Below are 23,997 nucleotides of genomic sequence, written 5' to 3'. Positions count from 1 at the left end.
CCGCTCTTCCGCTCTCCCGCTCTTCCGCACAGTGCTCGGATGCGTTGCCACCAGTGCGGCCGATCAACCGTCTTAATCCTGCGAGCTCAACCTCTTGATCTGACGAAGCTGGAAGGACGACGTGTGAGCGGGAATTTAGTCCGGGAATTCGTGGTGGCCTCTGCCGCCGCGGTCACCACTGTCGGTGCCGTTGCGGGAGTTGGCCAGAGCAGCACCGGCCAGGCGGTGAACGACGCTGAAACGACGGCGAGCGGCTCGACGCTCCTCGCAGACATACCCATGGGGCAGCAGGCTCGGATACAGACGGCCTCCTTGACCCAACAGGCCGACGCGCAGTCCATCGCCGCGGACAACAGCGCGAGGGAAACCGCGGCGGAGGCGGCCCGTAAGCAGGCCGCCAAGGACGCGACCGCCAAGCAGAAGGAGGCCGAACGGAAAGCCCTTCAGGACGCCAGGGATCGCCAGGAGGCGCAGCAGAAAGCCGAACGCTCGTCGACGATCTCCTCCGGTGTCGCGCCGCAGTCCTCGTACACCGTTGCCCAGGTCCAGGCCATCGCACGGCAGATGGTGCCCGGCGATCAGTTCCAGTGCTTCAGCAACATCGTGGACCACGAGTCCGGCTGGAACCACAAGGCGGTCAACCCCTCTTCCGGGGCCTACGGTCTCGTACAGGCCTATCCCGGCTCCAAGATGTCGTCTGCCGGAGCCGACTGGCAGACCAATCCGGCCACGCAGATCAAGTGGGGCCTGAACTACATGAACGACCGCTATGGCAGCCCCTGCGACGCATGGGCTTTCTGGCAGGCCAACGGCTCCTACTGAGCCGACGCCGGGCGCGCTGAGGCCGCTCGACCCTGCGCGGTTCCTCACCGTTCCACGGTGAGGAACCGCCCCGTGCGGGTCGTGCGGATCTCACTCCGGCCGGACGGCCGATTCGGCGCGGGGCAGGTCGGCTTCGGCCGACCCACCGGTCGGCCGTTCTTCCCTAACCTTCGACCGTGAACACCAAAACACCGTTACCCGCACGGCGTGCCCGGGTCCCGCGCCTGCAACGGGAGCTGCCCGCCGACGACCAGGAGATGGTCCGCCACCGGATTCCGCCTGATCCTGAACACTCAGCCCGGCATCGAGGTCGTCGGCGAGGCGCAGGACGGCGCCGAGTGCGTGGAAATGGCTCGCCGGCTGCGCCCTGACCTGTCTGGTCGACATCCGGATGCCGAAGCCGGACGGCCTGGACGTCACCCGGGCGCCGGCCGGACCCGGTGTGCTGGACCCGCTCCGGGTCGTGGTGGTGACCACGTTCGACCAGGACAACTACGTCCACACCGCACTGAGCAACGGCGCCTGCGGCTTCCTGCTCAAGGACGCCGGTTCCGCGCTGCTCATCGAGGCGGCACGAGGCGCCGCACTGCTCTCACCCGCCGTGACCCTGCGCCTGCTGGAGCAACTGCAGGACCGGCGGCCGCCCTCGGCGCACGGCGCCGGCGCGGGGTCCCACCCGCTGACCGACCGAGAGCTGGATGTCGCGCGACTGGTGGCGGTCGGCCGGACCAACCAGGAGATCCGCGCGGAGCTGGTCCTGTCCCTGTCCACGGTGAAGGCGCACCTCACGAACATCCAGACCGAACCGGGCGTGCGCAACCGCGTCGAGATCGCCGCCTGGGCCTGGGAGAACGGCGCGGTCCGACCACCCCGCTGACGCCTGGCCATTTCGGCCGTCGCCGCGGCGGGCGGTTTGATCAGCCGTGTACGCTGACGGCCATGGTGCGCCCGTTACTGCCGCAACCGTGGATGCACAGGGCCTACGACCTGGCACTCGCGGTGCTGGTGGCCTACACGACGTTGTTCTATGACACGGGCTACGACCAACTCATCGGGCTCTCCATGGCGTTGGCCGTGGTCTTTCGCCGTCGCCACCCCCTGACCGTCATGACGGTCGTCGCCGTCCTTGCCCTGACGCAGTATCTGCTGGCGTCCCTGGCCGAGCCGTTGGCGGGTGAACTCACCGGGTACGACATCGCCCTCCTCATCGCGATGGTGACGGTGGTGATCCATGCCGAGGAGACGTGGAAGGCGTACACCGCCGGGGGCATCGTCGTCGTGGGCAACGTGCTGGCCTTCGGCGGGATCTCCTCGCTCAGCTCGGCGGCCGACTGGGACGAGTTCAACGAGAACCTGACCTTCACCGGCATCTGCGCGGCGGTGTGGCTGACCGCGTACGTACTACGGACCCGTCGGCTGTTGGTGGCGGCCTTGGAGGAGCGTGCCGCCGGCGCCGAGCGGGAGCGTGCCCACCTCGTCCGGCTGGCCGCCGTCGAAGAGCGCGCGGCGATCGCCCGTGAGCTGCATGACGTGGTGGCGCACAGCCTGGCCGTGATGATCATCCAGGCGGACGGGGCCAGTTACGCGATCGCCGCGGATCAGGACAAGGCGCGCAAGGCGATGCGGACGATCGCGGGCACCGGCCGGGACGCGCTCGAGGACATGCGCGGCATCGTGGAGGTGCTGCGCGGCACGAAGAGGTCCGGCACCGACGGCGATGGCGATGGCGACGGTGCCGATGACCGCCGCCGGGTCGGGCTGGCCCATCTCGAACCGCTGGTGGAGCGGGCCCGCGCCGCCGGACTCCGGGTGGACCTGCGCGTGGAGGGGGAGCCGCAGGGGCTTTCGGCCGCCGAAGAGCTGACCCTCTTCCGCATCGCACAAGAAAGCATGACCAACGCGCTGCGGCACGCCGGACCCGAGGCCCACGTCACCGTCACGCTGGAGTTCCGCGACGGCACCGCCGTACTGGAGGTCCTCGACGACGGGGCCGGGAAGCTGGCCGGCTCCGCTCCGGTGCTGCCAGGGTCGGGTGGCAACGGCCTGGTGGGCATGCGGGAGCGGGTGGATGTGCACGGCGGCCGGTTCACCGCGGGCCCCCGGCTCGGCCCGGGCTGGCAGATCAAGGTCGAACTTCCGGCGAAGGCGGCGGCATGAACGGCGGCATGAACGGCGGCGCGAACGGCGGCACGAACGGTTCGGGTGCTGCGGCGGGACCGATCCGGGTGGTGGTCGTGGACGACCAGCCCCTGGTGCGCGCCGGGTTCGCCATGGTGCTGGACGCACAGCCCGACATCGAGGTCGTCGGAGAGGCGGGGGACGGGGCGGCGGCGCTGACGCTGCTGGACAGCACCACGGCCGATGTCGTCGTCATGGACATCCGCATGCCCGTCATGGACGGGGTGGAGGCCACCGAGCGGATCGGCGAGCGCCCGAACCCGCCCAAGATCCTTGTCCTCACCACGTTCGACACCGACAACGACGCGTTCGCCGCGCTCCAGGCCGGTGCGAGCGGCTACCTGCTGAAGGACGTGCCGCCCGAGGATTTCCTCGCCGCGATCCGCGTGGTGGCGGCGGGCGACTCCGTCGTGGCCCCCCGGGTGACCCGTCGGCTGCTCGAACGGTTCGCCGGACAACTGGTACCCGCCCCGGAGCCGCAACGGGAGGACGACCGGCTCGCCGTCCTGACCGAGCGGGAGCGGGACGTACTGGAACTGGTCGGCCAAGGGCTGTCCAACTCCGAGATCGCGGCTCGCCTGCACGTCGCGGAGACGACCGTGAAGACGCACCTCGGGCGGATCCTCACCAAGCTGGAGCTGCGCGACCGGGTGCAGGCCGTGGTACTGGCGTACCAGACCGGGCTGGTCCGGCCGACCGGCTGATCCTTCCGGTGTAGGAGGCGGTCGCGCATCGGCGTACGACCCGGGTCGTACGAGCGGGTGCACGGAGGTCGTTTCCCGATCGGATGTGCGTGAAAGCCGCCTCCGCAAGGATTGTTGACGAACCGAAAGCACGTTTCGCCGACAATTCTCCGGGGGCATCCGATGGTTATCACCGTTCAGAGCGACAGCCGCAGCAAGAAAGCGCTGGTATTCGGGATCTCCCTCGCGGTCGTGGTGATGGCGGCCGTGGGAATCGGCGGCGCCTATTGGTGGCAGCAGCGCGATGCGCCGAGCCAGGCGTCGGCGGCCGACTGCGCTCTCGCCCAGAAGATCATCGACGAGGCGCAGGAGCTTCCCGCGGACGAGGCCGCGGTGGCGAAGTGGCGGAAGGACACGCGTGACCTGCGCATCGCGGAGATGAAGGACGGCTACCTCGGGCTGCGGATCGCCACGTACGAGCAGTGGGCCGCCGATCACGCGACGGGTACGGCCGAGGCGCCGACGAAGCAGGAACTGGCCGACATGACGAAGACGGCCAATTCGCATTGCACCGAGGCCGAACGCACCCTCGTGGTTCCGCCGATCGCGTCCTGACGTATTTCAACGCCACGCGGCAACTCCACGCGTCAAAGCCACGCGGCAACGCGGCCGAAACAGCTACACAGGGGAATCAGACCATGGGTATCCGCGCCAGCGCGCACAGAACTGAAAGCATTTCCGGCCACGTCGGCGATGACACCGCCGTCGGCGCGGAAGACCTCGTCAAGGTCTACGGCCATGGTGACACCGGAGTACGAGCCCTGGACGGAGTGACCGTCGGCTTCGCACGCGCCCGCTTCACCGCCATCATGGGCCCGTCAGGTTCCGGCAAGTCCACCCTCATGCACTGCCTGGCCGGCCTCGAAACCGCCACCTCCGGGCGGATGCTGATCGACGGTACGGACCTGACCGGCCTGTCCGAACGGGCGCTGACCACCGTACGGCGCGACAGGATCGGCTTCGTCTTCCAGTCGTTCAACCTGCTGCCACAGCTGACCGCGAGGCAGAACATCACCCTGCCGCTCGACCTGGCCGGCCGGCCCGTCGACCGGGAGCTGCTCGACCATCTCATCGGCGTCCTCGGCATCGGCGACCGGATGACCCACCGGCCCGGTGAGCTGTCCGGCGGCCAGCAGCAGCGGGTCGCGCTGGCCCGGGCCCTGGTGGCACGGCCCGCCGTGGTGTTCGCCGACGAGCCCACCGGCAATCTCGACTCCCGCTCCGGTGCCGAAGTGCTGGGCTTCCTGCGGGACTCGGCGCGCGACCTCGGGCAGACGGTCGTCATGGTGACCCACGACCCGGGCGCCGCCGCCTACGCCGACCGCGTCATCGTCCTCGCCGACGGCCGCGTCGTCGAGGACCTGGACAGCCCCGGCCCGGCGTCGGTCACCGACGCGCTGCAGAACCTGGTGGTCACCCGATGAGCCGGGAACCGCGTCCGCGTACGGTCCCGGGACCGCGTCCTGAAAAGCATCCGGGACCGCTGGCCGCCGTGCTGCGCACCCAGCTCGCCGGGGCGCCGGCCCGGCCCGGCCGACTCCTCATGACCGGACTGTCGGTGCTCGTCGCCGCGTTCGTCGTGTTCGGCACCGTGATGGCCCAGCAGATCACCGAACAGACCACCGTCGACCGGTTCCGCGGCACCCCCGAGGCCGTCGACCTGGTCGTGCTGGGGGACGACGACGTCATCACCGACGCGCAGACCAAAGCCGTCCAGGCGGTACCGGGAGTGGCCGAGGTCGCCACCCGTACGGAGAACGGGGTGTCACTCGCCGAGGTCTCCCGACGCTATCTGGAGCTTCAGGGCGACCCCGGCAGCGGACCGCTGTCGCGGGTGCGGCTCGTGGCGGGCGGTTACCCGGACGGCCCCCTCGAGCTGGCCGTGAACCGGCAGGCCTCGCAGCGGCTGGACATCGAGCCGGGCGACCGGGTCGGCCTGCTGGTCCCGGTGGCCGAGGATGCCGAGACCGCCGAGGGGACTGGGGAGACCGAGGGGACACAGACGGTCACCGTGACCGTCACGGGCGTGGTCGAGGTGAACTCCGACCGGGAGGCCACCGGTTACGCCCCCGCCGCCGCCCTCAACGCGATGGGACACATCGAGGGCTATCCGCGGCTCGACGTCCGCGCGGAACCCGGTGTGTCCGCCGAGGCCCTGACCGAGCGGCTGTCCGCGGTGCTCCAGCGCACTTCCGGTGCGGAATTCGACTTCGTTCCCGGTGACACCGTGCGCGGCGAGGAGGCCCGGGCCGCGGTGGACCAGTACGCGGACGTCTTCCGGCTCATCGCGATGTTCCTGGCGATCGCCGTGGTGGCCGCCGCCCTCGTCGCGACCTCGACGTTCCGCGTCGTCTTCGCCCAGCGGCTGCGCCAACTGGCGCTCCTGCGCACCATCGGCGCCCACCGCGGACAGCTCGTCCGGGCGCTCGCCGTCGAGGGAGCACTGGTGGGCCTCGTCGCCGGTACGGCCGGCGTCCTGCTGGCGCTCGGCGCCGGATACGCCGCCCCGGTGATCGCCGACGCGGCCGGACTGAGCCTCTCGGCGCCCGCGGTGCCCGTGGCCGCGGCTGTGGCGGTGGTGCTCGGCGCCGTACTGGTGACCGTCGGCGCGGTGCTCGCTCCCGCGTCGTCCGCCGCCGGGGTCTCCCCGCTGCAGACACTGCGCAGCGCCGGCACCCTGGCGGGCGAACGCGGCATCGGCCGTGCGCGCCTCGGCGTCGGCCTGCTCCTCGCTGCCGGTGCCGTCGGACTGGCCGGTGTGCTCCTCAGGGACCTGCCCGAACCGGGCGACCTGAACTACGACTCGGTCGCGGGCCTGATGCTGACGGTCCTCTCGGGCACCCTGGCGTTCCTCGCGCTGATCACCCTCGGCCCGCTGCTCGTACGCCCGCTGCTGGCGGTCGCCGGGTGGCCGCTGCGCCGGCTCGGGCCCACCGGGACACTCGCCGTCGGCGGCATCGGCGGTGCCCCGCGTCGCGCGGCGGCCGTGTCGGTCGTCGTCGCGCTCGGCGTCACCCTGGTCTCCGGCACCCTCGTCGGCATCGCGACCCTGCGGGGCCACATGGACCGGGAACTCGCCGTCCAGGCCCCCGCGGACTTCGATATGAGCGGCACCGTGAGCACCGGCGAAACCCCGAACGGCACCATCAGCGGCCTCAGCGCCGACCTCGTACGCCGCCTCAAGGCCGTACCCCAGCTCACCGACGCGACCGCATACCGGCAGACCGATGTCGCCGTCGGCAGCATGGAAGCGTCCGCCATCGACCTGGACCTGACCGCTCTGCCCTCCTCACGGCTGCTTCGCCCGATGACCGGCACACTGAGCGAACTCGGTCCGGGTGAAGTGATCGTGAGCAGCAGACTCGCCAGGGGCCTCGGCATGGCGGCCGGCGACAGCATCACCTTCTCCACGGCGAAGAAGGGCACCCTCCGGATGTCCGTCGCGGCCACGCTGCCCGACGAAGGACCCCTGGGCGCCGACGCGATCGTCACGCCGGGCGACCTGGACAGGATGGGCGCCTCGCCGCTGCCGGCCGGTGTCCTGGCGAATGCCGCCGAGCCAGGACAGGCGGCCCGCAACGCGGCGGAGCAGGCGATTCGCGAGACCGTCGGCCCGGGCAGCGCGATGGAGCTGAGGATCCTCGCGGAGGAGCGCGACGACAGCGACGCCGACATCGAGATGGTGGCCACCCTGTCGCTCGGTCTGCTCGGGCTCACCGTACTCATCGCCGTCGTCGGCGTCGGCACCACGACCGGCCTCACCGTGCTGGAGCGCACCCGCGAGTCAGGACTGCTGCGTGCGCTGGGACTCGGCCGGTCCGGACTCCGCTTCCTGATCGGCATGGAGGCCGCTTTGTACGGCGTCCTCGGCGGCCTCCTCGGTCTGGCTCTCGGCGTGCCCTACGCCTGGCTGGCGGTCCGGCTGCTGAACATCGGAGCGCCGCTGCTCCTGCCGTACGGCCAACTGCTGACGGTCTTCCTGGGACTGGTGCTCGTCACCGCGCTCGCCGGACTGCTGCCCGCCCGCCGCGCGGCCCGGGTCAGCCCGGTGGTGGCGCTGGGCGCCACCGAATGAGTCCGGAGCACCACCGCATGAGTCCGGAGCGCCACCGCATGAGTCCGGAGCGCCACCGAATGAGTCCGGAGCGCCACCGAATGAGTCCGGAGCCGAGAGAGAAACGAACCCATGCCGACGAGCGAACTCAACCACTGGATCCAGTACGCGATGGATCTCCTGGGAATCTTCGCCTTCGCGCTCTCCGGAGCACTGCTTTCCGTCCGCAAGGACTTCGACATCTTCGGAACGATCGCTCTCGCCGAGGCGGCCGGCCTGGGCGGCGGGCTCTTCCGCGACCTCGTCATCGGTGTCACCCCCGTGGCGTTCGCCGACCTCGGCTACTACCTGGCGCCCCTCGGCGCGGCCCTGATCGTCTTCTTCGGCGCGACCAGCCACCACGACGGCTCCCTGTTCGACGGGTTCGACGCGGCGGCACTGGGACTGTTCAGCGTCACAGGAACGATCAAGGCCCTCACCCATGGCTTCGGCCTCACCGCGGCGGCAACGCTCGGGGTGGCCACGGCCGTCGGCGGCGGTGTCATCAGCAGCCTGCTGGCGCTCGAAGTGCCGCCCCTCCTCCGCTGGAACCGTGATCTGTACGCACTGCCCGCCCTCGTCGGCGCCGGCGCCGTGGCACTGCTGCACGCCGTCGAGGTGCTGAACGTCTTCACCGCGGTCGGTGCCGCCCTGGCGGCCTTCCTCTTGAGACTGCTCGCCCTCCGCCGCCGCTGGCGCACCCCTCGCTCGCGTATGTGGCGCGATCCCTTTGCCGGCATGCGACAGCAGCCAGGCTCCGCGCAGTTGGAGGGTGCGGCCGCGGTCGACGGTCAATACGCGCCGCTGGAGGACACCCTCCGCATCCGGCTCCCCCATCGGCACACGCGGTCAAGGCAGCCGAAGTGATCAGAACCGGATCCGCCCGCCAGGCAGAACGGCCGAGCGGTGTGTCGGCCGAATGGCCGAGATGCGGTGCCCGGAACCGGCTCCCGGGCCGAGGGAAGGACCTGCCGTCGGGCGGGATCGTCAAGGCGGATGCCGACCGGCGTGACCGTGGCAGCGGCGGCCATGGCGGTAGTACTGAGCGGCCGCCGCTGCCCACCCGCCGCCCGGGCGCGGCTTTCCCCGAGCAGTGCTGACCGAGGGCCGCCCCGTCGAGAAGACCCCTCGCACCGGAGAAGAACGAAGAGACATGGAAGAACACGGAGGTCTCATGAGGTCTGCCACGCCGACGGCCGCCCGCCGGCCCGCGGGCGGGGACAACCCGGCCGGACAGGCCGGCGCCGCCGGCATGGACACGCCCTCCGGGCCGTGTGTGATGATCTCCCTCGACCGGGCGCGCAGCGGGCCACTGTTGCGCGAGGCGCGCAGAACTCAGCTGCTCCCTCCAGTGGTCCACCCCTGGGGGGCACTCCACGCCTACGGAGAACTGCTGACCGGACGACCGCGACCGCTGGCGGTTCTCGACGTGCCGGACGAGAGATGCGCCTACGTTCTCGGACACCGCGTCGCGCTGCTGCGGCGGCTGGCACCCGTGACCGTCCTCGTGCCCGAGGACACCTGCCCTGCGGCGCTGCTCGAAGCGGGTGCCACCAACGTTCTGGCGCGCAGCATGCCGGTCGAGGAACTGACCGCCCGGCTGGTGGCGGATCAGCGCTGGCTGGCCAGGAAGGAAGCACGCACGCCCCGGTACCAGGGGCAGGAGCAGGGCCAGGAGCTGTCGTCGTCCCACCTGCCTGCCCACCAGGCTTCGCAGAAGGTTCTTCTCGGTCTCTTTCTCACCGATACCCAGCCCTGGTGCTGCCACGATCTGACACGTCTGCTGGGCTCAGCCGAACAGCCGCTGGCCCGGGCCGCCCTCCGCGCCCGGATGCTGCGGCTGACCCCTCTCCTCGACCGCCTGGGACTGGCTCTGTGCAGGACCGGCCGCTGGGGCCGTTTCTCCTACACGGTCGTGTCCTCGGCCAGGCTCAGCCAGGACACGCGACGCGCGGCCTGAAGCGCCACAGCGCTCACCCTGCCGCCCCTGCCCGTGCACGGGCTTCCGCCCGCTTGAAGGGTCACGGGCGAACAGAAGGGAAATTCCACAGTTCACTCACGCGACGATTGAATATTCAGATCGGATTCTCACCTTGCGCATCAATAGGCGAGGCCGGACGGGTGACGGTGACAAGGTATTTTGTCCGCCATGAGTTCGACCTCCGAACATGAGCAGCCCGCTCGGCGTCTCGCAGGCAAAGTCGTCGTCGTCACGGGAGCGGCCCGCGGGCAAGGGGCGGCCGAGGCTCGGGCGCTGGCCCGAGCCGGTGCCACCGTGGTGGCCACCGACGCGCGTCCCGAAGGCGAAGGATGCCGACGACTCGACATCAGCGGTGAGAGCGACTGGGACGAACTGGCCGCCGAACTGAAGGAGACGTACGGCCAGGTCCACGGGCTGGTCAATAACGCGGGGATCATCGAGAGGAAGCGGCTCGCAGACGTACGCCCCGAGGACATGGCACACGTGCAGGCGGTGAACACCACCGGCCCACTGCTGGGTATCCAGCGCCTGTCCCCGCTCATGCCACCCGGCTCGTCCATCGTGAACATCGGGTCGGCCACCGCGCTCACCGGCTATTACCCCGTCGCCTACACCGCGAGTAAATGGGCCCTGCGTGCCGTGTCGAAAATCGCGGCCACGGAACTGGGACCGAAGGGGATCCGGGTCAACACGGTGCTCCCCGGTTACATCGAGACCGAGATGACCGCCCAGGCCACGAAGGCTTTTCGTGACGCGACCATCGCAGAGACACCGCTGGGCAGGAGCGGGACGGTCGATGACATCGCCCCGCTCGTGGTGTTCTTGCTGTCCGACGAGTCGTCGTTCATCAGCGGTGCGGAGATTCCGGTGGACGGGGGACTCACTGCGCACGGCGGCGTCAAGTCCATCTCGGACGCCCTGAAGCATTGAGCGATCTGACGCCCGACAGCAGCCAGGGGCGGGTGACGAGAATCGAACTCGCGCTCTCAGCTTGGAAGCGACGGCGCTTGGTGGTACCTGCCGGACTCGGGGTTGTCCTACTTGCCTCTGGATGGCTGGGCGCGGCCGCCCGGTCGTCCGCTGGGCGGGAAGACGCGGGCGGTGCCGCGGACGCGCACGGCGACCTCGTCCCCGACGGCGGGTGGAAGGGCGGCCGGGTCGAAGACCCGCGCGGCCACCAGCGTGCCGTCGCTCAGACGCAGGGCGAGCACCGCGTCGTGGCCGTAGAAGTCGCGCCGCACCACGGTCGCGGCGACCGCGTCCCGGGCCCCCGGCGCGGCGAGCGTGATCTGTTCGGGCCGTAGCAGCACGCGCGTCGGGCCGATCGGCGCACCGCCTTCGTGCGGTGTGAGTCCTACCGTGCCCAGAGGGGTGCGAGCCCGGTCGCCGTCCATCACACCGGGCAGCCATACCGCCTCGCCGACGAACCCGGCCACCCACGGGTCGGCCGGTGAGGCGTAGAGGAATTCCGGGGGGCCCATCTGGACGATACGGCCGTCCCGCATGACCGCGATCTCCTCGGCCATCGACAGCGCCTCCGCCTGATCGTGGGTGACGAGGACCGCCGTGGCGCCGTCGGCGTGCAGTGCCTGCCAGACGTCCCGTCGCACTTCGGCGCGCAGCGCGGCATCGAGAGCGTTGAACGGCTCGTCGAGCAGCACGACCGGCGGGCGCGGCGCGAGTGCTCGGGCGACCGCGACGCGCTGCTGCTGCCCGCCGGAGAGGTGGTGCGGCATCCGGTCCTCGAAGCCTGCCAGCCCCACCAGGTCCAGTACGGCAGCCGCTCGGCCGGCCCGCCGGGCCGCCCGGCCGAGCCCGTAGGCGACGTTGCCGAGGACGGACAGGTGCGGGAAGAGCGCGCCCTCCTGGGGGACCACCGCGATCCGCCGCCGCTCCGGCGGCACCGAGGCGTCGGGGGTGGCGACACGGCGGCCGTCGATCCGGATCTCTCCGGCGTCCGGCGCCTCGAAGCCCGCGATGCAGCGCAGCAGCGTGGTCTTGCCCGAGCCGGAGGGGCCGAGGACGGCGACGAGCGCTCCGGAGCGGACTCTGAGGTCCACGCCGGACAGTGCCTGGACGCGGCCGTAGGCTTTGTGGACGTCGGCGATGCGCAGTTCCGCCATGTCAGCCGCCTGTACGGGTGAGGACGCCGGTGCGTGCCGACAGCCACCACGTGGGCACGGCGGCGATGAGCACCAACAGGGCCGCGTAGGGTGCGGCGGCCGCGTACGCGGCGACCGAGGTGTGCTTCCACAAACCGGTGGCGAGGGTGTCCATTCCTGTGGGGCGCAGCAGCAGCGTGGCGGGCAGTTCCTTCATACAGGTGAGGAAGACCAGTGCGGCGCCGGCGCCGATGCCGGGCGCCGCCAGTGGCAGGGTCACCGTGCGGAGTACGTACGCCCGTCGCCGCCCGAGTGAGCGGGCCACCTCCTCCAGGCCGGGTGGGGCCTGTGACGCAGCCGCGCCGACGGCCGCGACCGCGAGGGGCAGGAACAGGGCCGCGTACGCGAGTGCGAGCAGCCACACGCTCTGGTACAGCGGGTAGGCCACGTTGATGCCGAAGAACACCAGCGACAGCCCGATGACCAGACCGGGCAGCGCGTGCGAGAGATACGCCAGGCGGTCCAGAGCCACGGAGAGCAGGCCAGGAGCGCGGGCGGACAGCAGTCCGACCGGCATCGCCAGCACCATGGTCAGGCCCGTGCCGAGCAGGGCGACCTGCAGCGAGTTCCCGGCTGCGGAGGCGAGTTCGCCGAGCGACCCGGGCCGTGAGACGCCCTCCCCGAACCACCGGCCCAGACTCAGCGCCGGCACGCCGAGAGCCGCCCCGATCACACCGGTGAGCCCGAGCACGGCCGGCCACCGCGACCGGCCCAGGCGCAGTCGGATCGGCGGCCGGGGTGCCCCGCCGCCGAGGCGGGCGTAGCGGGCCGCACGCCGTCGACTGAGCTGCTCGGCGAGAAGCACCAGCGCCGTGAGGGCGACGAGGGCCGTGGCGAGCACGAGCGCCCCGGTGCGGTCGAAGCCCAGGTTGATCGAGGTGAAGACGGCACGGGTGAGGACCTCCACCCGCAGGATCGAGACGGCGCCGAAGTCGGAGAGCACGTAGAGCGCGACGAGCAGCGCTCCCGCCGCCACCGCCGGCCGTACCTGGCGCAGCGTCACGCCGACAGTCGTGTGCCACGGGCCGCGTCCCAGGGACCTGGCCACCTCCTCCTGCGCCGGATCCACACCGACCAGCGCGGCGGCGACCGGCAGGTAGACGTACGGGTACGAGACCAGCGTGAGCACGAGGGCCGCGGCCCAGAAGCCCTCGAAGTCCTCCACCGTGGACACCCAGGCGAAGGCGGCGACGTAGCTGGGAACCGCGAGGGGAAGCGCGGCGAGCACCCCGAACAGCCGCCGGGCCGGTAGGTCGGTGCGGGTGACCAAGAACGCCGCGACCACGCCCAGGACCGCGCAGGCCGCGGTGACGACCGCCGCCAGCGCCACGCTCCGGACGATCAGTTCCCCGGTGCGCTCAGTGAACAGTTCGTCGGCGATCCGGTCCCAGCCCGCCTCGCCGACCCGTATCCCCAGATAGGCCAGCGGAACGAGGGCGACGCCGATGGCGAGCATCGCCGCGCAGGCCAGTGCCGGACGCGGCACCAGCCGCCGCGCCCGGCGCAGCACGAGGAGCGGCGTGATGGTCAGACGAGCCCCGATTCCCTGATCATTTGGACGGTGGCCGCCAGGTCGTCCAGGTCGTTGAGGTCGATGTCCGGTGTGTTCAGCGAGGAGAGCCGGGGCAGGCCGGGGGCGGTGGCGACGCCGTCGATCAGCGGGTACTCGTACGTCTGCTCGGCGAAGTAGGTCTGGGCCTGGGTGCCCAGCAGATAGTCGACGAACTCGCGGACGTCGGCATCGTCGTCGGCCTTGTCCAGCACGCCCACACCGGAGACGTTGACGAGGCTGCCGATGTCCTTGTCCGGGAAGAAGTGGTTCTTCGCCTTCAGCGCGTCGACGGTGGCGCCTTCCTCCTTGGCCAGCTCGTACACGTAGTAGTGGTTGACCAGCCCGGAAGCGAGTTCGCCGGAGTCGACGTCGGCGACGATCGGCGCGTTCCCCTCGCGGATCTGCGCGTCATTGGCCTTCAGCCCCGCGAGGAAGTCCTCGGTCTTCTCGTCGCCGTGCTCCACCCGCATCGCGGTGATGAACGCCTGGAACGAGCCGTTGGTCGGTGCGATGCCGACCTTGCCCTTCCATTCGGGCTCGGTCAGCTCGAACACCGACTTGGGCAGATCGGCCTCGGAGACCTGGTCCGTGTCGTAGACCATCGTGCGCACGCGGCCCGTCACACCGACCCACTCGCCGTCCTCGTCCCGATAGGCGGTCGGCACCTTGTCCAGCACCTCGTCGGGCAGCTCGGCGAAGAGACCCTTCTCGGCCACGGCCCCCAGGGCCCCGGCATCTTGGGCGAGCAAGACATCCGCCGGGCTCCGGCTGCCCTCTTCCTGCAACTGGGCGGCCATCTGCGCGGTATCGCCGTAGCGCACCTCGACGGTGATACCGCTGGCCTCCTGGAAGTCCTCCAGCACCGGCTCGACGAGCGACTCGCTCCGACCGCTGTACACGGTGATCTTCTTGTCCGAGCCCGCTTGGGCCTCGGCCCGACCCGCCTCGGTCTGCGCGGCCTCGGTCCGCGCGGCCTGTTCCGAGCCGCAGGCCGTGGCTCCCAGGGCCAGCAACCCGCCGAGGGCCGACGCCAGCAGGGGCCTCATCCCGGGGATACTCACGATGCCGCTCCTCCGTCGCCGGTCATGCCGGGGCCATGGTTAGGTCAGGCTAAGCTTCTTTAAGTATGCCCACTTTTATCCGGCATTCGGGTCGACGCCCGTGATGAGTAGACGCCCGTGAGTAGAGGCCGTCGGTGACAAGTCGCACACGCGGCTCAGCCGCCGGGCAGGCCGTGCCCGGCAGCGGGCGTTTCGCCGTCAGCTCGCCGTCAGCTCGCGATCAGCTCTCCGGCTGCTCGACCACCTGGGCGATGTAGAGCGGCTCGCCCAGCTTCTCGATCAGTCCGAGCTGCGTGTCGAGGTAGTCGATGTGGTGCTCCTCGTCGGCGAGGATCGACTCGAAGATGTTCGCCGAGGTGATGTCGCCCTTGGAGCGCATGACCTCGATGCCGCGCCGGAGACGGTCGATCGCCTCGACCTCGACCTCGCGGTCCGCCTGGAACATCTCGGTGACGGACTGCCCCACGCGCACATGGAAGAGCCGCTGGTAGTTGGGCAGGCCGTTGAGCAACAGGATTCGGTCGGTGAGGGTCTCCGCGTGGTTCATCTCGTCGAACGACTCGTGTCGCGTGTACTGCGCGAGCTTCGGCCAGCCGTTGCTCTCCTGCATCTTGGCGTGCAGGAAGTACTGGTTGATCGCCGTCAGCTCCGCGGTCAGTTGCTCATTGAGGAACTCAAGCACCTCGGGGTCGCTCTGCATGGCAAGCCGTCCTTCCCGAGACAGGCAGACTCGACGCCACGCATCCATTGCCACCAGTGGCCGACCCAGTAAGCGAACGCTTACCGCACACACACGCTCTTCGCGGCCGGACGACCCATCCGATGCGGTCAGGACCTGTCGATGGCGCCCGTTTCTTCGACGATAGCGCGCTTTCGCGTGTGGTGATCGGGTCGCGATATCCGCAGTCGGCCTCGCTTTCCCTCGGAACGCCAAGCCCCAGTCGGCGCCCATGCCGGCAATCCTCGGCCTGCTTGTCACAGAGGCCCACTTGCCCGACGTCCCCGCCCGCGCGGCGGCGAGGCCGGTGCCCCGGGCGTCGGCGCGGACGGCCAACTCGTCTGTCTCTCGGGCCCCGCACAGCAAGTCGACGGTGCGTTCGGGGCCGAGGCCCGCGGCGGCCTGGGGGTACAGCCGTCGGTGGGGAAGGGGGAGAGGGTGGTCCAGGCGGTGACGAAGCCGATGCCCTCCGGACCAGTGGCCTCGGTCCCGGCGAAGGCGAGCGCGGCGGTGAAGCCCGGCCGCTGCACGTTGGGCACCAAGCGCCTCACGAACTCGACCGCCTTCGCCTCGTCCTCGCTCCAGGGCGGGCAAGCCGGGCACCGGCAGGCGGCCGGCAAGTCGCCCTCCGTGTACACGACTTCATCGCTATTCGCTCAGGGCATGACGCAGGTCACCGATAACGCGTCCGGGCACGCGAAGGGCACGCCACCCTCAAGTTGGACTGGACAACAAACAACCCCAGGCCATCGACCTGGGGTTTCAATGTGGAGCGGGTGACGAGAATCGAACTCGCGCTCTCAGCTTGGGAAGCGACGGCGCTTCGGCACCCATGCGGCTTGTGACCTGCATAGATTCGTCATGCCAGAGCAGGCGTGAGTGCTTGGTGGCACCTTTGTTGACCGTGGTTGTCCGCTCTGAAGGGCACGCTATGGGCACGGCGCCGTGAGGTGGGCGCGTGGCGTGCCTGTGCCGTTTCCTTCCGAGCTGGGGGCCGCGTCGACGTGAAGGCCGACGGAGGAGGCGTTTCGGCTGCACATGGATGCGCTCCCGGCTCTGGTCTGCGAGATCACTCAATGCCGGTTCTGCGCCGCGGGCTTCGATTTCCATGACGGGGGGCGGGTGTGCAAGGCGGTGCGCGCGGCGCGATGCGGCCACTTGGGACGAGGGATCTGCCTTTGCATGCAAAGACTTCAGCCCTCGCGGTGAGGACCCTGCTGTCCGGGGCGAGGAGGCAGCTCACTCGCAAGCGATGACCGCTCCCCGCCCCGGCAGTGGTGCAGCCGGGGCGGGGAGCGGTCGGTTGTGGTGCGAGCTCCGCAGAGTCAGTCCTCGTGGACGCGGAGCGAGCCGCAGATCACGAAACCGTCGTCCGAGCCGTCCGAGACGAGCAACGTGGTGAATTTGGACCGATGTCTGGCCGGGATGGCCACGAACTCGTCGATGCCGGTGGTGACCGTGTCGGGGGCGGCGGAGACCCGGAGCTCGGAGTACTGGGACTTCAGCTTCATGCCCAGGACGTCCAGAAACTCGATCTCCACCGTCCCGTCCACTCCGCCTCCCGGGCTTGCCCGCAACACGAGGCGGCGATGGGACGCTTGGTAGGACCAGACCAGGAAGGGCCGCTTGAAGTGGAGAGGAAGCTCCTCCCGGCCCACGACTTGCGGTTGCACAGCGTTCACCCTCCGAAAGGACTGGAGACGACGTCCCCATATTCGTCGTACCAGGTGACCCGGGCCTGCACGGAGGCCGGGGCGTTCTTGATCTGTGACAGTTCCCATGCGGTGTAGTCGCCGCCACTCGGGGAGGCCACACCGTCCATGGAACGGGCGAGTCCTACCGGGTCGTCGATGCCTTCGAGGTTGAAGTGGATCTGCACGGTGCTTTTCGGATCGTTGGCTTCCTTAAGGGTGGATGTCCAGTTTCCGTCGCTCCAGTCCCGGTACATCTTGGCCCCGGTCCGGTCGGCGAAGTCCGCGAGCGCGAAAGGGTTGTCCGCCGTCTCCGCGAACCCGAGCGCGATGGACGGGGGCACTCGTTGTGCACCAGGTCGGGTGTCGAGCCCGCCAGCACGTAGTACGTGTGCAGGTCGTCGACCGTGACCGAGGCTTTTCCGCTCTTACGGGCACACTGTGGGCACGGCACCACGAGCAGTCGGGCGATACGGGCGGGTGACGCTTGCGCCGACCGAACCGCAGCGTCTCGCAGGCTGATCTGGAGTGTCCGTTGCCACTGCACATACCTGGATTCGGCATGCGGACGTGGACCTACGAATGTTGGTAGCGTATTCTTCTATGTACATCACCAACATGCGAGCGGGAGGTGCCGGATGTCAGTGACCCAGATCGACATCGACGACGACGCCCTGGAGCGCGCCATGGCCCTGTCAAAGGTCAGGACCAAGAAAGAGGCGGTCAATCTCGCTCTGCACTTCTACGCCGAGCAGCAGGAGCGTGCGGCGCGCATCAGCCGTCACTTCGAGCGTGCGCGTGAGTGGGGTGCCGTCGAGGACGCCGAGCGTCTGCACGAGGCGGAGAAGCGCAGCCGGTGATCTACTTGCTCGACACGTCCGGCCTGGTGCGGCTGCTCCGTGATCCCAAACTGCAATCGGCCTGGTACGACGCGATCGATGCCGGGGCCATCGCATCCTGCTACGTGCAACGCGCCGAGTTTCTTCACAGCGCCCGGAACGGTCGCGAGTACGACGAGATCATGGAGATGTTCACCGACCTCTACCCAGATGTGTCGGTGCCGAAGAACGCGGGGCGCTGGATCGGCACGGTGCAGCACCGCATGGCCCGGGCCGGGGAGCATCGCAGCGCCTCAGCGGTCGACCTCGTCATCGCTGCCACCGCGGCTCACCATGGCCTGACTGTCCTCCATGACGATGCCGAATACCGTGCCGTCGCTCGGCACGCATCCGACTTGACCGAGCACAGCGTCCACGACATCGCCTGAGAGATTTCCGCCGAGCCTGCGTCAGGCGAGGGTGGAGGCCCGCGTCGTCATACCGGAGATGGCGGAGCATCACCTCGGTGCCGCCGGGTCCCTCCGTGTCCACCGCGGCGCACTCGTTGAAGTCTTGTCTCGTCGGTAGGAGTTGGGCAACCAATAGTGCTGCGGCGTCCGCAAACGCCATACGTCTCTCCGAGGGGAAGGGCAGGCTGAGGGCTCACGTGTGTGACCGATGTGGTTGATACAGCGAAACCGCAGGTCACAGGCACCGTTCGATGCCAGGGCCGGGGAGCCTGCCACGGCCGCCGAGAACTCGTGCCCTCCACGTGCCCCATCTTCGTGCGCCTCGGAGGGCGGATCCTGCGGAAAAATCCCCGCCAATGTACAAGCCCCAGGCCGCTGACCTGGGGCTTCAAGAAGAGCGGGTGACGAGAATCGAACTCGCGCTCTCAGCTTGGGAAGCTACGGCGCTTGGGCCGCCGGGTAGCTTCTGACCTGGGCATATATAGCCGGGCGCTGCGCCCGAAAGTGCAGGATCGTACCGCTGTTGACCGTGGTTCACCGGTCTTACGGGCACGCTATGGGCACGCCGTCCGATCGGAGTTGCAGGGAGCCCCTCTTGGCGGCTGAGGAGTTGCCGAGCCCTGGAAGTGAGCGCTGGGCGGAAGGGCGCCATTGCAGGAGCGCACGGAGGAGGGTTCAGCGGCGGCCGAACAACTCGGGGCGGAGAGGGGTCGGAGAGGCTTTAGCAACGCGGGCCTGCTCGGGGTGGACACCGCCGAGGCGGAAAAGCGGGCCGACTTCAGGGAGGGGTATCGAGAGGAGGTGTCGGTCATCCGGTCAGGCCGCAGTGGCGGGGCGTGGAGTGCCGTGGAAGACCTGGCTGGTGTGCCAGGCGCGGTGGTCGGCTGCGACTGGGCGTATGCCTGGTTGTGGGCCGATGAGGGGACGGCCCGCGAGGGCGACGACGTGTTCGCGGGCGGCGGGGCTGTGGCCGACGAAGTGCTGGGAGACGAGTATGCGGTGGCCGTCGTCGACTCCGAGGACGCCCTTGTCGAAGAGCTTGTGGTGCAGCGAGCAGAGGCACAGCCCGTTGTCGACGTCGTCCGGTCCGCCGAAGGCCCACCAGCGTACGTGTGCGGCTTCCAGTCCGACCGGGACCGTGCCGATCCTGCCGTCGTAGCCGCAGAAGGCGCACCGGTACTCGTAGGCGGTGAGGACCAGTTCGCGCATGCGCCGGTCCCGCTGTCTGCGCGCGGGCACGAGGTGCCCGGTGTGCGCGGGTTCCAGTTCCAGGCCGGCGGCTTCGCACAACTCGCTGTGGAGCGAGGGCGGGAAGTGCAGGTCGAGCAGTAACCGCGCCATCTGTCCCAGCAGTTCGGGTTCGCCGCGCAGGGCGGTTCGGAGTTCCGGTGTGAGCCGGCCGGTGGCGCCCGTCTCCCGGAGAACCCGTACCCCGGTCCCGGGGCTGCCGGGCCCGAGGTCGGTACGCACTTCCCACACCCCGTCGCTGACGAGGTGGTGGAACGGGTAGGCGGGCGTTGTCCTGTTGGGCGGGCCGTACTCGGTCAACAGACTCTGCAGGTCCTTCTCCACCGCGCTGTAGCGGAGTTCGCTGTCGGCGTCCTGCTGGAACCGGCCGAGGGCGTGCAGGAGCAACAGCGGCTTGTGAGGGGCGCGCGTTCCGCTCCTGGTCCACTGCCTGAGCTTCGCGATCCGCCCGAGCCAGTCCATGGCCGGTGATCGTAGTGAGGTTTTGAGTTGAGTGTGTCGGAGTCCCGATCGAGTGTCGCTGGAGCACGTGGGCCGAGGACGAGGCAGGGGAGGAGGCCAAGCCGGCGTACTCCTTAGAGCCTGTGTCTGAAGTCAGGCAGTTCGCGAGTGAGGTGGTCGTGCGCGTGCAGCATGGTGACTCGTTGGTGAACCTCTCAGCCACGGGCTGACAGGGAATCGGTCATTCCCCACCAATCGCTATCGAAAGTAATCACCCCATGCCTACCGTTGCGTCGCTCAGGTCACTTCGATGCAAGGGACAGGAGAACGATGAAACACGGCAGTAGAGCAAGGATGCTGGCTCGTACGGGCGCCGTCGTCCTGTTGGCTCCCGCGTTTGCTCTGGCGATAGGCAGCGGGGCCATGGCCGAACCGGCTCCGCCGTCCGAACAGATCGGCAACCCTGAGGTCACTCTTCGCGTGGAAGAGAGCCCGGACGCCGCTGAAGCGATCACGTGCCAGATATTCGCCAACAAACCGAACTACAGTGGTGGAAAGATCACCGGCACAGGAGGCTTATCCTCCTGTGCCGGTGGCACACCGCTGGCCTGCAACAGCGAGGTGGACCTCCAGATCTATCTGTCGGGTCCTGGCTGGACCACTGCGGGGGCGAGCCCGCGCCAGCACAGGTGCCCGCCTCCCGCCCGGTCGACCACCGCTTCGGTGAGCTGCGAATCCACATCTCAGACGTACTCCTACCGTTCGCAGACGCTCGGCACCATCACTGCGGGAAGTACAGACTCCGACACCGCCACCAGCTCCACACTCAACGTCAAGTGCCTGTGATCCGGCGCTGACCGGGTGCCTCCGGCGGCACCCTGTATTCCCTCACTGCGCCGGAGGCGCCCATGCCCACTCTTCGCTTGCGGGACCAGATCGAACAAGCCCGCCGACTCATCACCGACCACCTGAGTGACCCAGCTGTCCAGCGACGCCAGGAGCAACGCTTCGTCACCTGGAACGAATCGGCCGAAGAATTCCTCGAAACTGCCGGTCTCGTTCTGGCTCTCGCGATGTATCAAGCGCGGCGCGAGGCCATCGGTAAGCCTGGCCCGGAATCCGGCTCGGAATTCTGGGAAAAAGTCACTCAACTTCTTGCCGCTGACGCTGCTTCGGAGAATCTCTTTGCTGGGCTACCGGCCGATCTGGGGCCAGAGTCCCAACACCAGATCCAGGCCCTGCGTCTCATATCCGTCGGCATCGCTCCGACCACAGGCATCCGCTGGCTTCGCCTGCGGCAGACAGCACGCGACGTTGCCGGACTTCAGCCATAGTCTGCCCTTCACCTGACCTGGTCGCCGCGCGATTCGATGCATCGCAGCATGGCCGGAGCGTCGACGCATTGCTGGGGGAGGGCGGATCAGGCGGCCTGCGCCAGGTAGTAGGGGGTGATGTCGCGCCGTTCGGCGGGGCGGGCCTTGCGGCGGGTGAGCCGCCTGGTCATCAGTGTGATGGCGGCCCACGTGATGAGGGATTCACTCATCACGGGCAGGCGTTCATGGTCACGGCAGTGGCGCCGCGCGCGCATGATCCACGACCAGGAACGCTCCACCACCCACCTGCGTGGCAGGACCACGAAGCCCTTGGCGTCCGGCGGGCGCCGCACCGTCTTGATGGTGATGTCGAGGTACTTCTTCGCCCAGGTCACCAGCTTCCCGCCGTAGGCGGAGTCGGCCCAGACGATGGAGATCTCGGGGTGAGTGAGCGCGAGCCGGAACAGCAATTCCTTCGCGGGAACGCTGTCGTGGACGCCGGCGGTGGTGACCATCACCATCAGCACCAGGCCGCGGTTGTCCACGATGAGATGTCTCTTCCTCCCGTTGATCAGTTTGCCGCCGTCCCAGCCGCGGCTTTCCTTGCCGACGGTCTCGGACGCCTTGACGCTCTGGGAGTCCACGACGACCGACGCGGCGCGGGGTGTTTTCCCGGCGGCGAGTCGGATCTGGCGGCGGAGCTGGTCGCGGATGATTCCGACGGCGCCGGCGGCGGCCCAGCGCCGGGCGAAGCCGTAGATCGTCCGCCAGGGCGGGAAGTCGGACGGCATCGCGCGCCATTTGATGCCGTTATCGACGAGATAGCGTATGCCGTCGACGATCTCCCGCCGGGGATGGGCTTCCGGACGGCCGCCGGAAGGTGTCTGGCAGGCGGGGACCGGGAGAAGGGGTTCGAGCAGTGCCCATTCGGCGTCCGTCGTGTCGGACGGATAGCGGCGCTGGCGCATGGCAGAGACAGACCGGCCCGATAGCCCGGGTTGTCCGGGGCGCCGGGCCGGTCCCGGCCTCCTGCTCTGGCGGTGGGCGCCCCGGCCCAGAGCTGTCAGCGCGGTGGCCGGGCGGCCAGCGCCAGGTTCGACTCGATCGCTTTCATCTGGTCGCTGAGGTAGCCGGCCCAGACGCTCTTGGGGAACAGGGCCAGGTGCGGGCCGATGGTGCCGGTGAGCATCCGGCGGAACTGGGTGAGTTTCTCACTCAGCCACGCCCGCTCCCATTCCTCCAGTTCGTCCTCGCTCGCGCAGAAGTGATAGCCGAGGTCACGGTTGTAGATGACCGGCGGCCAGCTGCGTTCGGCGCATAGATCGCGCAGCGTGGCCAGTCCCCGCCTGGTCTGCCAGCGGCTGAGCTCGCACGAGGCCATCAGGCGGATCAGCGTCATGCCGGCGGGCGCGACTTCGAACAGGGCGGTACGGATCAGGTCGGCGTGGCGCTCCGCGGTCGGGGAGCGCTTGGCCACGGCTACTCACCCCGCAGGAGGCGGGCGAGCTCCTCGTCCACGTCGACCTCGCCGGTTTCGGCGGCAGTCTCGATCCAGTCCAGCGTGGCCCGGCAGCGGGCGACGTTCTGCGCGAGGACGGCCTGTTCGTCATCCGACAGGTGCCGGTCGCGCAGTTTGGGCACGGTCTTTCCGCAGGCCGCCACGAAGCGGTGGCAGGCACCGACGAGGTCCAGGAACTCCGCGGTCCGCTCGATCTTCTTCACCGCCCGCCCTGCGGGTGTCTCCCGGCGGAAGTGTTCGGCCTGCTGACGGGAACGGTCGGTCTGGGCCCGGTTGACCGCGTGCCGGGCGGTGTCGTCGGCGACCACCCTGGCCGCAACCTCCGGACGGCGCAGCACATCGGAGGCGACCTGGGCCGCCACCGTGTCGTCGTCGATGAGGTCGTGGACGACCTCGGTCCGGTGCTGCGTGGTCTGCGCCTTGTTGACCATGTGCCGGGCGGTGTCGTCGGCGACCACTTTGGCCGCGACCTGCGGACGGCGCAGCACGTCCGTGGCGATCTGCGCCGCGACCTCGTCGTCGTCGGCCAGGCGGTGAATGGCCGCCACTTTCTGCGCCGGCGTCTCGGGACGGTCCGGGCGCTGCCCGACGTGCTTCTTGGCGAGGTCCGTCGTCCAGCGCCGGGCCCGGGCGCGCTCGTCCAGCGGAGGGGCGTCGATCGCCTCGAAGCGTTCGGTGTCGTCCGGGATGGACGCGAGGATGTAGTGGACCTTGTGGGAGATACCGTGCCGACGCTGGCCGGCGGGCCAGCGGTGGGCGGCGAACCGGTAGCTGCGGACCGTGCTCAGTGACAGCCCCAGGTCGTCGGCGTAGATCTGTAACGAGACGTCGACGCCGAACAGGTCCTCGCCGGGGGCCGGGCGGGCGCCTCCGATCTGCTGCATCGGCTCGATCTCCAGCGCGTGGTCCCCGATGGTGAACTGGATGCGCTGCATCTGTCCGACCAGTTCCCGGTCGGTGGCGATGATCTGCTCGTAGCGCTCGCGGGTGACATGACCGATCGTGGCGGTGGGCATGGTGGCCACCATCCCTCGCGGTCGGGGCCCGGCGGACCGGACCGCCGGCGACAAGCCCCGGCCCTTCCGTCAGAGTCCGCCCGCCGTCAGATCGTTCGCCAACCATGGCTGGAAATGGGAGGAATTGAACGCTCCGGCCGTTGCCTCGGTTCGTGAACTGTTCGCTCAAGC

22 protein-coding genes and 2 pseudogenes are annotated in these 23,997 nt (G+C 69.3%); 14 read left to right on the top strand and 10 right to left on the bottom strand.

The features are described from left to right. The first annotated feature begins 123 nt into the window (after positions 1 to 123). From JIX56_RS21685 to JIX56_RS21640, 10 genes and pseudogenes are all read left to right on the top strand, one after another. Entirely contained in the window at positions 124 to 822 is a 699-nt protein-coding gene (locus JIX56_RS21685; RefSeq protein ID WP_257542864.1) for a lytic transglycosylase domain-containing protein, read from the top strand. A gap of 257 nt (positions 823 to 1,079) precedes the next feature. Then, positions 1,080 to 1,699: pseudogene (locus JIX56_RS21680) on the top strand (response regulator). Positions 1,700 to 1,761: 62 nt separating this feature from the next. Beyond that, positions 1,762 to 2,979 (top strand): sensor histidine kinase, encoded by a 1,218-nt coding sequence (locus JIX56_RS21675; RefSeq protein WP_257542863.1) that lies wholly within the window; start codon positions 1,762 to 1,764, stop codon positions 2,977 to 2,979. A gap of 8 nt (positions 2,980 to 2,987) precedes the next feature. Then, positions 2,988 to 3,704: a response regulator gene (locus tag JIX56_RS21670; protein WP_257551010.1), complete on the top strand. Its 717-nt coding sequence runs from the start codon at positions 2,988 to 2,990 to the stop codon at positions 3,702 to 3,704. Positions 3,705 to 3,866: 162 nt separating this feature from the next. Further along, positions 3,867 to 4,298, top strand: coding sequence for a hypothetical protein (locus JIX56_RS21665; protein WP_257542862.1), 432 nt, complete (start codon positions 3,867 to 3,869; stop codon positions 4,296 to 4,298). Positions 4,299 to 4,381: 83 nt separating this feature from the next. Continuing rightward, positions 4,382 to 5,167: an ABC transporter ATP-binding protein gene (locus JIX56_RS21660; protein ID WP_257542861.1), complete on the top strand. Its 786-nt coding sequence runs from the start codon at positions 4,382 to 4,384 to the stop codon at positions 5,165 to 5,167. Between the two features lie 68 nt (positions 5,168 to 5,235). Next, a complete protein-coding gene (locus JIX56_RS21655) occupies positions 5,236 to 7,818 on the top strand; it encodes an FtsX-like permease family protein (protein WP_257542860.1) in 2,583 nt (860 codons plus the stop codon). 111 nt (positions 7,819 to 7,929) lie between these two features. Beyond that, positions 7,930 to 8,703, top strand: coding sequence for a trimeric intracellular cation channel family protein (locus tag JIX56_RS21650; protein ID WP_306819868.1), 774 nt, complete (start codon positions 7,930 to 7,932; stop codon positions 8,701 to 8,703). A gap of 307 nt (positions 8,704 to 9,010) precedes the next feature. Continuing rightward, positions 9,011 to 9,796, top strand: a complete 786-nt coding sequence (locus JIX56_RS21645) for a hypothetical protein (protein WP_257542859.1) — start codon at positions 9,011 to 9,013, stop codon at positions 9,794 to 9,796. Positions 9,797 to 9,985: 189 nt separating this feature from the next. Then, the gene (locus JIX56_RS21640; protein WP_257542858.1) at positions 9,986 to 10,747 is read left to right on the top strand and encodes an SDR family NAD(P)-dependent oxidoreductase; all 762 of its coding nucleotides are present in this window, start codon (positions 9,986 to 9,988) and stop codon (positions 10,745 to 10,747) included. 107 nt (positions 10,748 to 10,854) lie between these two features. On the opposite strand, the gene JIX56_RS21635 is transcribed toward JIX56_RS21640, so the two are convergent. The 6 genes from JIX56_RS21635 to JIX56_RS21605 form a co-directional block, all read right to left on the bottom strand. Continuing rightward, the gene (locus JIX56_RS21635) at positions 10,855 to 11,940 is read right to left on the bottom strand and encodes an ABC transporter ATP-binding protein (RefSeq protein WP_257542857.1); all 1,086 of its coding nucleotides are present in this window, start codon (positions 11,938 to 11,940) and stop codon (positions 10,855 to 10,857) included. A gap of 1 nt (position 11,941) precedes the next feature. Continuing rightward, positions 11,942 to 13,489 carry an ABC transporter permease gene (locus tag JIX56_RS21630; RefSeq protein WP_257542856.1) on the bottom strand — a complete coding sequence of 516 codons (1,548 nt, stop codon included), beginning with the start codon at positions 13,487 to 13,489 and terminating at the stop codon, positions 11,942 to 11,944. 17 nt (positions 13,490 to 13,506) lie between these two features. Continuing rightward, complete coding sequence (locus JIX56_RS21625; RefSeq protein WP_257542855.1) at positions 13,507 to 14,592, bottom strand: iron ABC transporter substrate-binding protein; 1,086 nt, start codon at positions 14,590 to 14,592, stop codon at positions 13,507 to 13,509. A gap of 220 nt (positions 14,593 to 14,812) precedes the next feature. Further along, positions 14,813 to 15,292, bottom strand: a complete 480-nt coding sequence (gene bfr, locus JIX56_RS21620; protein WP_257551008.1) for a bacterioferritin — start codon at positions 15,290 to 15,292, stop codon at positions 14,813 to 14,815. A 1,343-nt stretch (positions 15,293 to 16,635) separates the two neighbouring features. Then, entirely contained in the window at positions 16,636 to 16,983 is a 348-nt protein-coding gene (locus JIX56_RS21610; RefSeq protein WP_257542854.1) for a hypothetical protein, read from the bottom strand. Positions 16,984 to 16,988: 5 nt separating this feature from the next. Further along, positions 16,989 to 17,345 (bottom strand): hypothetical protein, encoded by a 357-nt coding sequence (locus JIX56_RS21605; protein ID WP_257542853.1) that lies wholly within the window; start codon positions 17,343 to 17,345, stop codon positions 16,989 to 16,991. A 294-nt stretch (positions 17,346 to 17,639) separates the two neighbouring features. On the opposite strand from JIX56_RS21605, the gene JIX56_RS21600 reads away from it, so the two are divergent. Both JIX56_RS21600 and JIX56_RS21595 read left to right on the top strand, forming a co-directional pair. Then, positions 17,640 to 17,861, top strand: coding sequence for a type II toxin-antitoxin system VapB family antitoxin (locus tag JIX56_RS21600; RefSeq protein WP_193479418.1), 222 nt, complete (start codon positions 17,640 to 17,642; stop codon positions 17,859 to 17,861). Next, positions 17,858 to 18,268: a PIN domain-containing protein gene (locus tag JIX56_RS21595; RefSeq protein ID WP_257542852.1), complete on the top strand. Its 411-nt coding sequence runs from the start codon at positions 17,858 to 17,860 to the stop codon at positions 18,266 to 18,268. The genes JIX56_RS21600 and JIX56_RS21595 overlap by 4 nt, the downstream gene beginning before the upstream one ends. An 837-nt stretch (positions 18,269 to 19,105) precedes the next feature. Here the strand turns inward: JIX56_RS21595 and JIX56_RS21590 are convergent. Further along, the gene (locus tag JIX56_RS21590) at positions 19,106 to 19,999 is read right to left on the bottom strand and encodes a phosphorothioated DNA-binding restriction endonuclease (protein ID WP_257542851.1); all 894 of its coding nucleotides are present in this window, start codon (positions 19,997 to 19,999) and stop codon (positions 19,106 to 19,108) included. Positions 20,000 to 20,308: 309 nt separating this feature from the next. Here JIX56_RS21590 and JIX56_RS21585 point away from each other — a divergent pair, with 309 nt between their 5' ends. Then, positions 20,309 to 20,824, top strand: a complete 516-nt coding sequence (locus JIX56_RS21585; protein ID WP_257542850.1) for a hypothetical protein — start codon at positions 20,309 to 20,311, stop codon at positions 20,822 to 20,824. 62 nt (positions 20,825 to 20,886) lie between these two features. After that, entirely contained in the window at positions 20,887 to 21,312 is a 426-nt protein-coding gene (locus JIX56_RS21580; RefSeq protein WP_257542849.1) for a hypothetical protein, read from the top strand. Here JIX56_RS21580 and JIX56_RS21575 read toward each other — a convergent pair. The 3 genes and pseudogenes from JIX56_RS21575 to JIX56_RS21565 form a co-directional block, all read right to left on the bottom strand. Further along, a pseudogene (locus JIX56_RS21575) lies at positions 21,313 to 22,259 on the bottom strand (IS5 family transposase); the annotation flags it as partial. It lies immediately after the preceding gene. Between the two features lie 95 nt (positions 22,260 to 22,354). Next, complete coding sequence (locus JIX56_RS21570) at positions 22,355 to 22,768, bottom strand: RacP protein (protein WP_257542848.1); 414 nt, start codon at positions 22,766 to 22,768, stop codon at positions 22,355 to 22,357. A 2-nt stretch (positions 22,769 to 22,770) separates the two neighbouring features. Beyond that, on the bottom strand, positions 22,771 to 23,826 hold the full coding sequence (locus JIX56_RS21565) for a DUF6192 family protein (RefSeq protein ID WP_257542847.1): 1,056 nt from the start codon (positions 23,824 to 23,826) through the stop codon (positions 22,771 to 22,773). Between the last annotated feature and the right edge of the window lie 171 nt (positions 23,827 to 23,997).

Source organism: Streptomyces sp. CA-210063, assembly GCF_024612015.1.
GTDB lineage: Bacteria > Actinomycetota > Actinomycetes > Streptomycetales > Streptomycetaceae > Streptomyces.
The sequence above is the reverse complement of the archived record's forward strand: the minus strand, read 5'-3'. Positions and strand labels throughout refer to the sequence as shown.

Coding starts and splice junctions, on each gene's coding strand:
- JIX56_RS21650 (WP_306819868.1), top strand. CDS start 7,930: ATGCCGACGAGCGAACTCAACCACTGGATCCAGTACGCGATGGATCTC.
- JIX56_RS21635 (WP_257542857.1), bottom strand. CDS start 11,940: ATGGCGGAACTGCGCATCGCCGACGTCCACAAAGCCTACGGCCGCGTC.
- JIX56_RS21565 (WP_257542847.1), bottom strand. CDS start 23,826: ATGCCCACCGCCACGATCGGTCATGTCACCCGCGAGCGCTACGAGCAG.
- bfr (WP_257551008.1), bottom strand. CDS start 15,292: ATGCAGAGCGACCCCGAGGTGCTTGAGTTCCTCAATGAGCAACTGACC.
- JIX56_RS21665 (WP_257542862.1), top strand. CDS start 3,867: ATGGTTATCACCGTTCAGAGCGACAGCCGCAGCAAGAAAGCGCTGGTA.
- JIX56_RS21670 (WP_257551010.1), top strand. CDS start 2,988: ATGAACGGCGGCGCGAACGGCGGCACGAACGGTTCGGGTGCTGCGGCG.
- JIX56_RS21580 (WP_257542849.1), top strand. CDS start 20,887: ATGCCCACTCTTCGCTTGCGGGACCAGATCGAACAAGCCCGCCGACTC.
- JIX56_RS21600 (WP_193479418.1), top strand. CDS start 17,640: ATGTCAGTGACCCAGATCGACATCGACGACGACGCCCTGGAGCGCGCC.
- JIX56_RS21675 (WP_257542863.1), top strand. CDS start 1,762: ATGGTGCGCCCGTTACTGCCGCAACCGTGGATGCACAGGGCCTACGAC.
- JIX56_RS21660 (WP_257542861.1), top strand. CDS start 4,382: ATGGGTATCCGCGCCAGCGCGCACAGAACTGAAAGCATTTCCGGCCAC.
- JIX56_RS21585 (WP_257542850.1), top strand. CDS start 20,309: ATGAAACACGGCAGTAGAGCAAGGATGCTGGCTCGTACGGGCGCCGTC.
- JIX56_RS21640 (WP_257542858.1), top strand. CDS start 9,986: ATGAGTTCGACCTCCGAACATGAGCAGCCCGCTCGGCGTCTCGCAGGC.
- JIX56_RS21590 (WP_257542851.1), bottom strand. CDS start 19,999: ATGGACTGGCTCGGGCGGATCGCGAAGCTCAGGCAGTGGACCAGGAGC.
- JIX56_RS21645 (WP_257542859.1), top strand. CDS start 9,011: ATGAGGTCTGCCACGCCGACGGCCGCCCGCCGGCCCGCGGGCGGGGAC.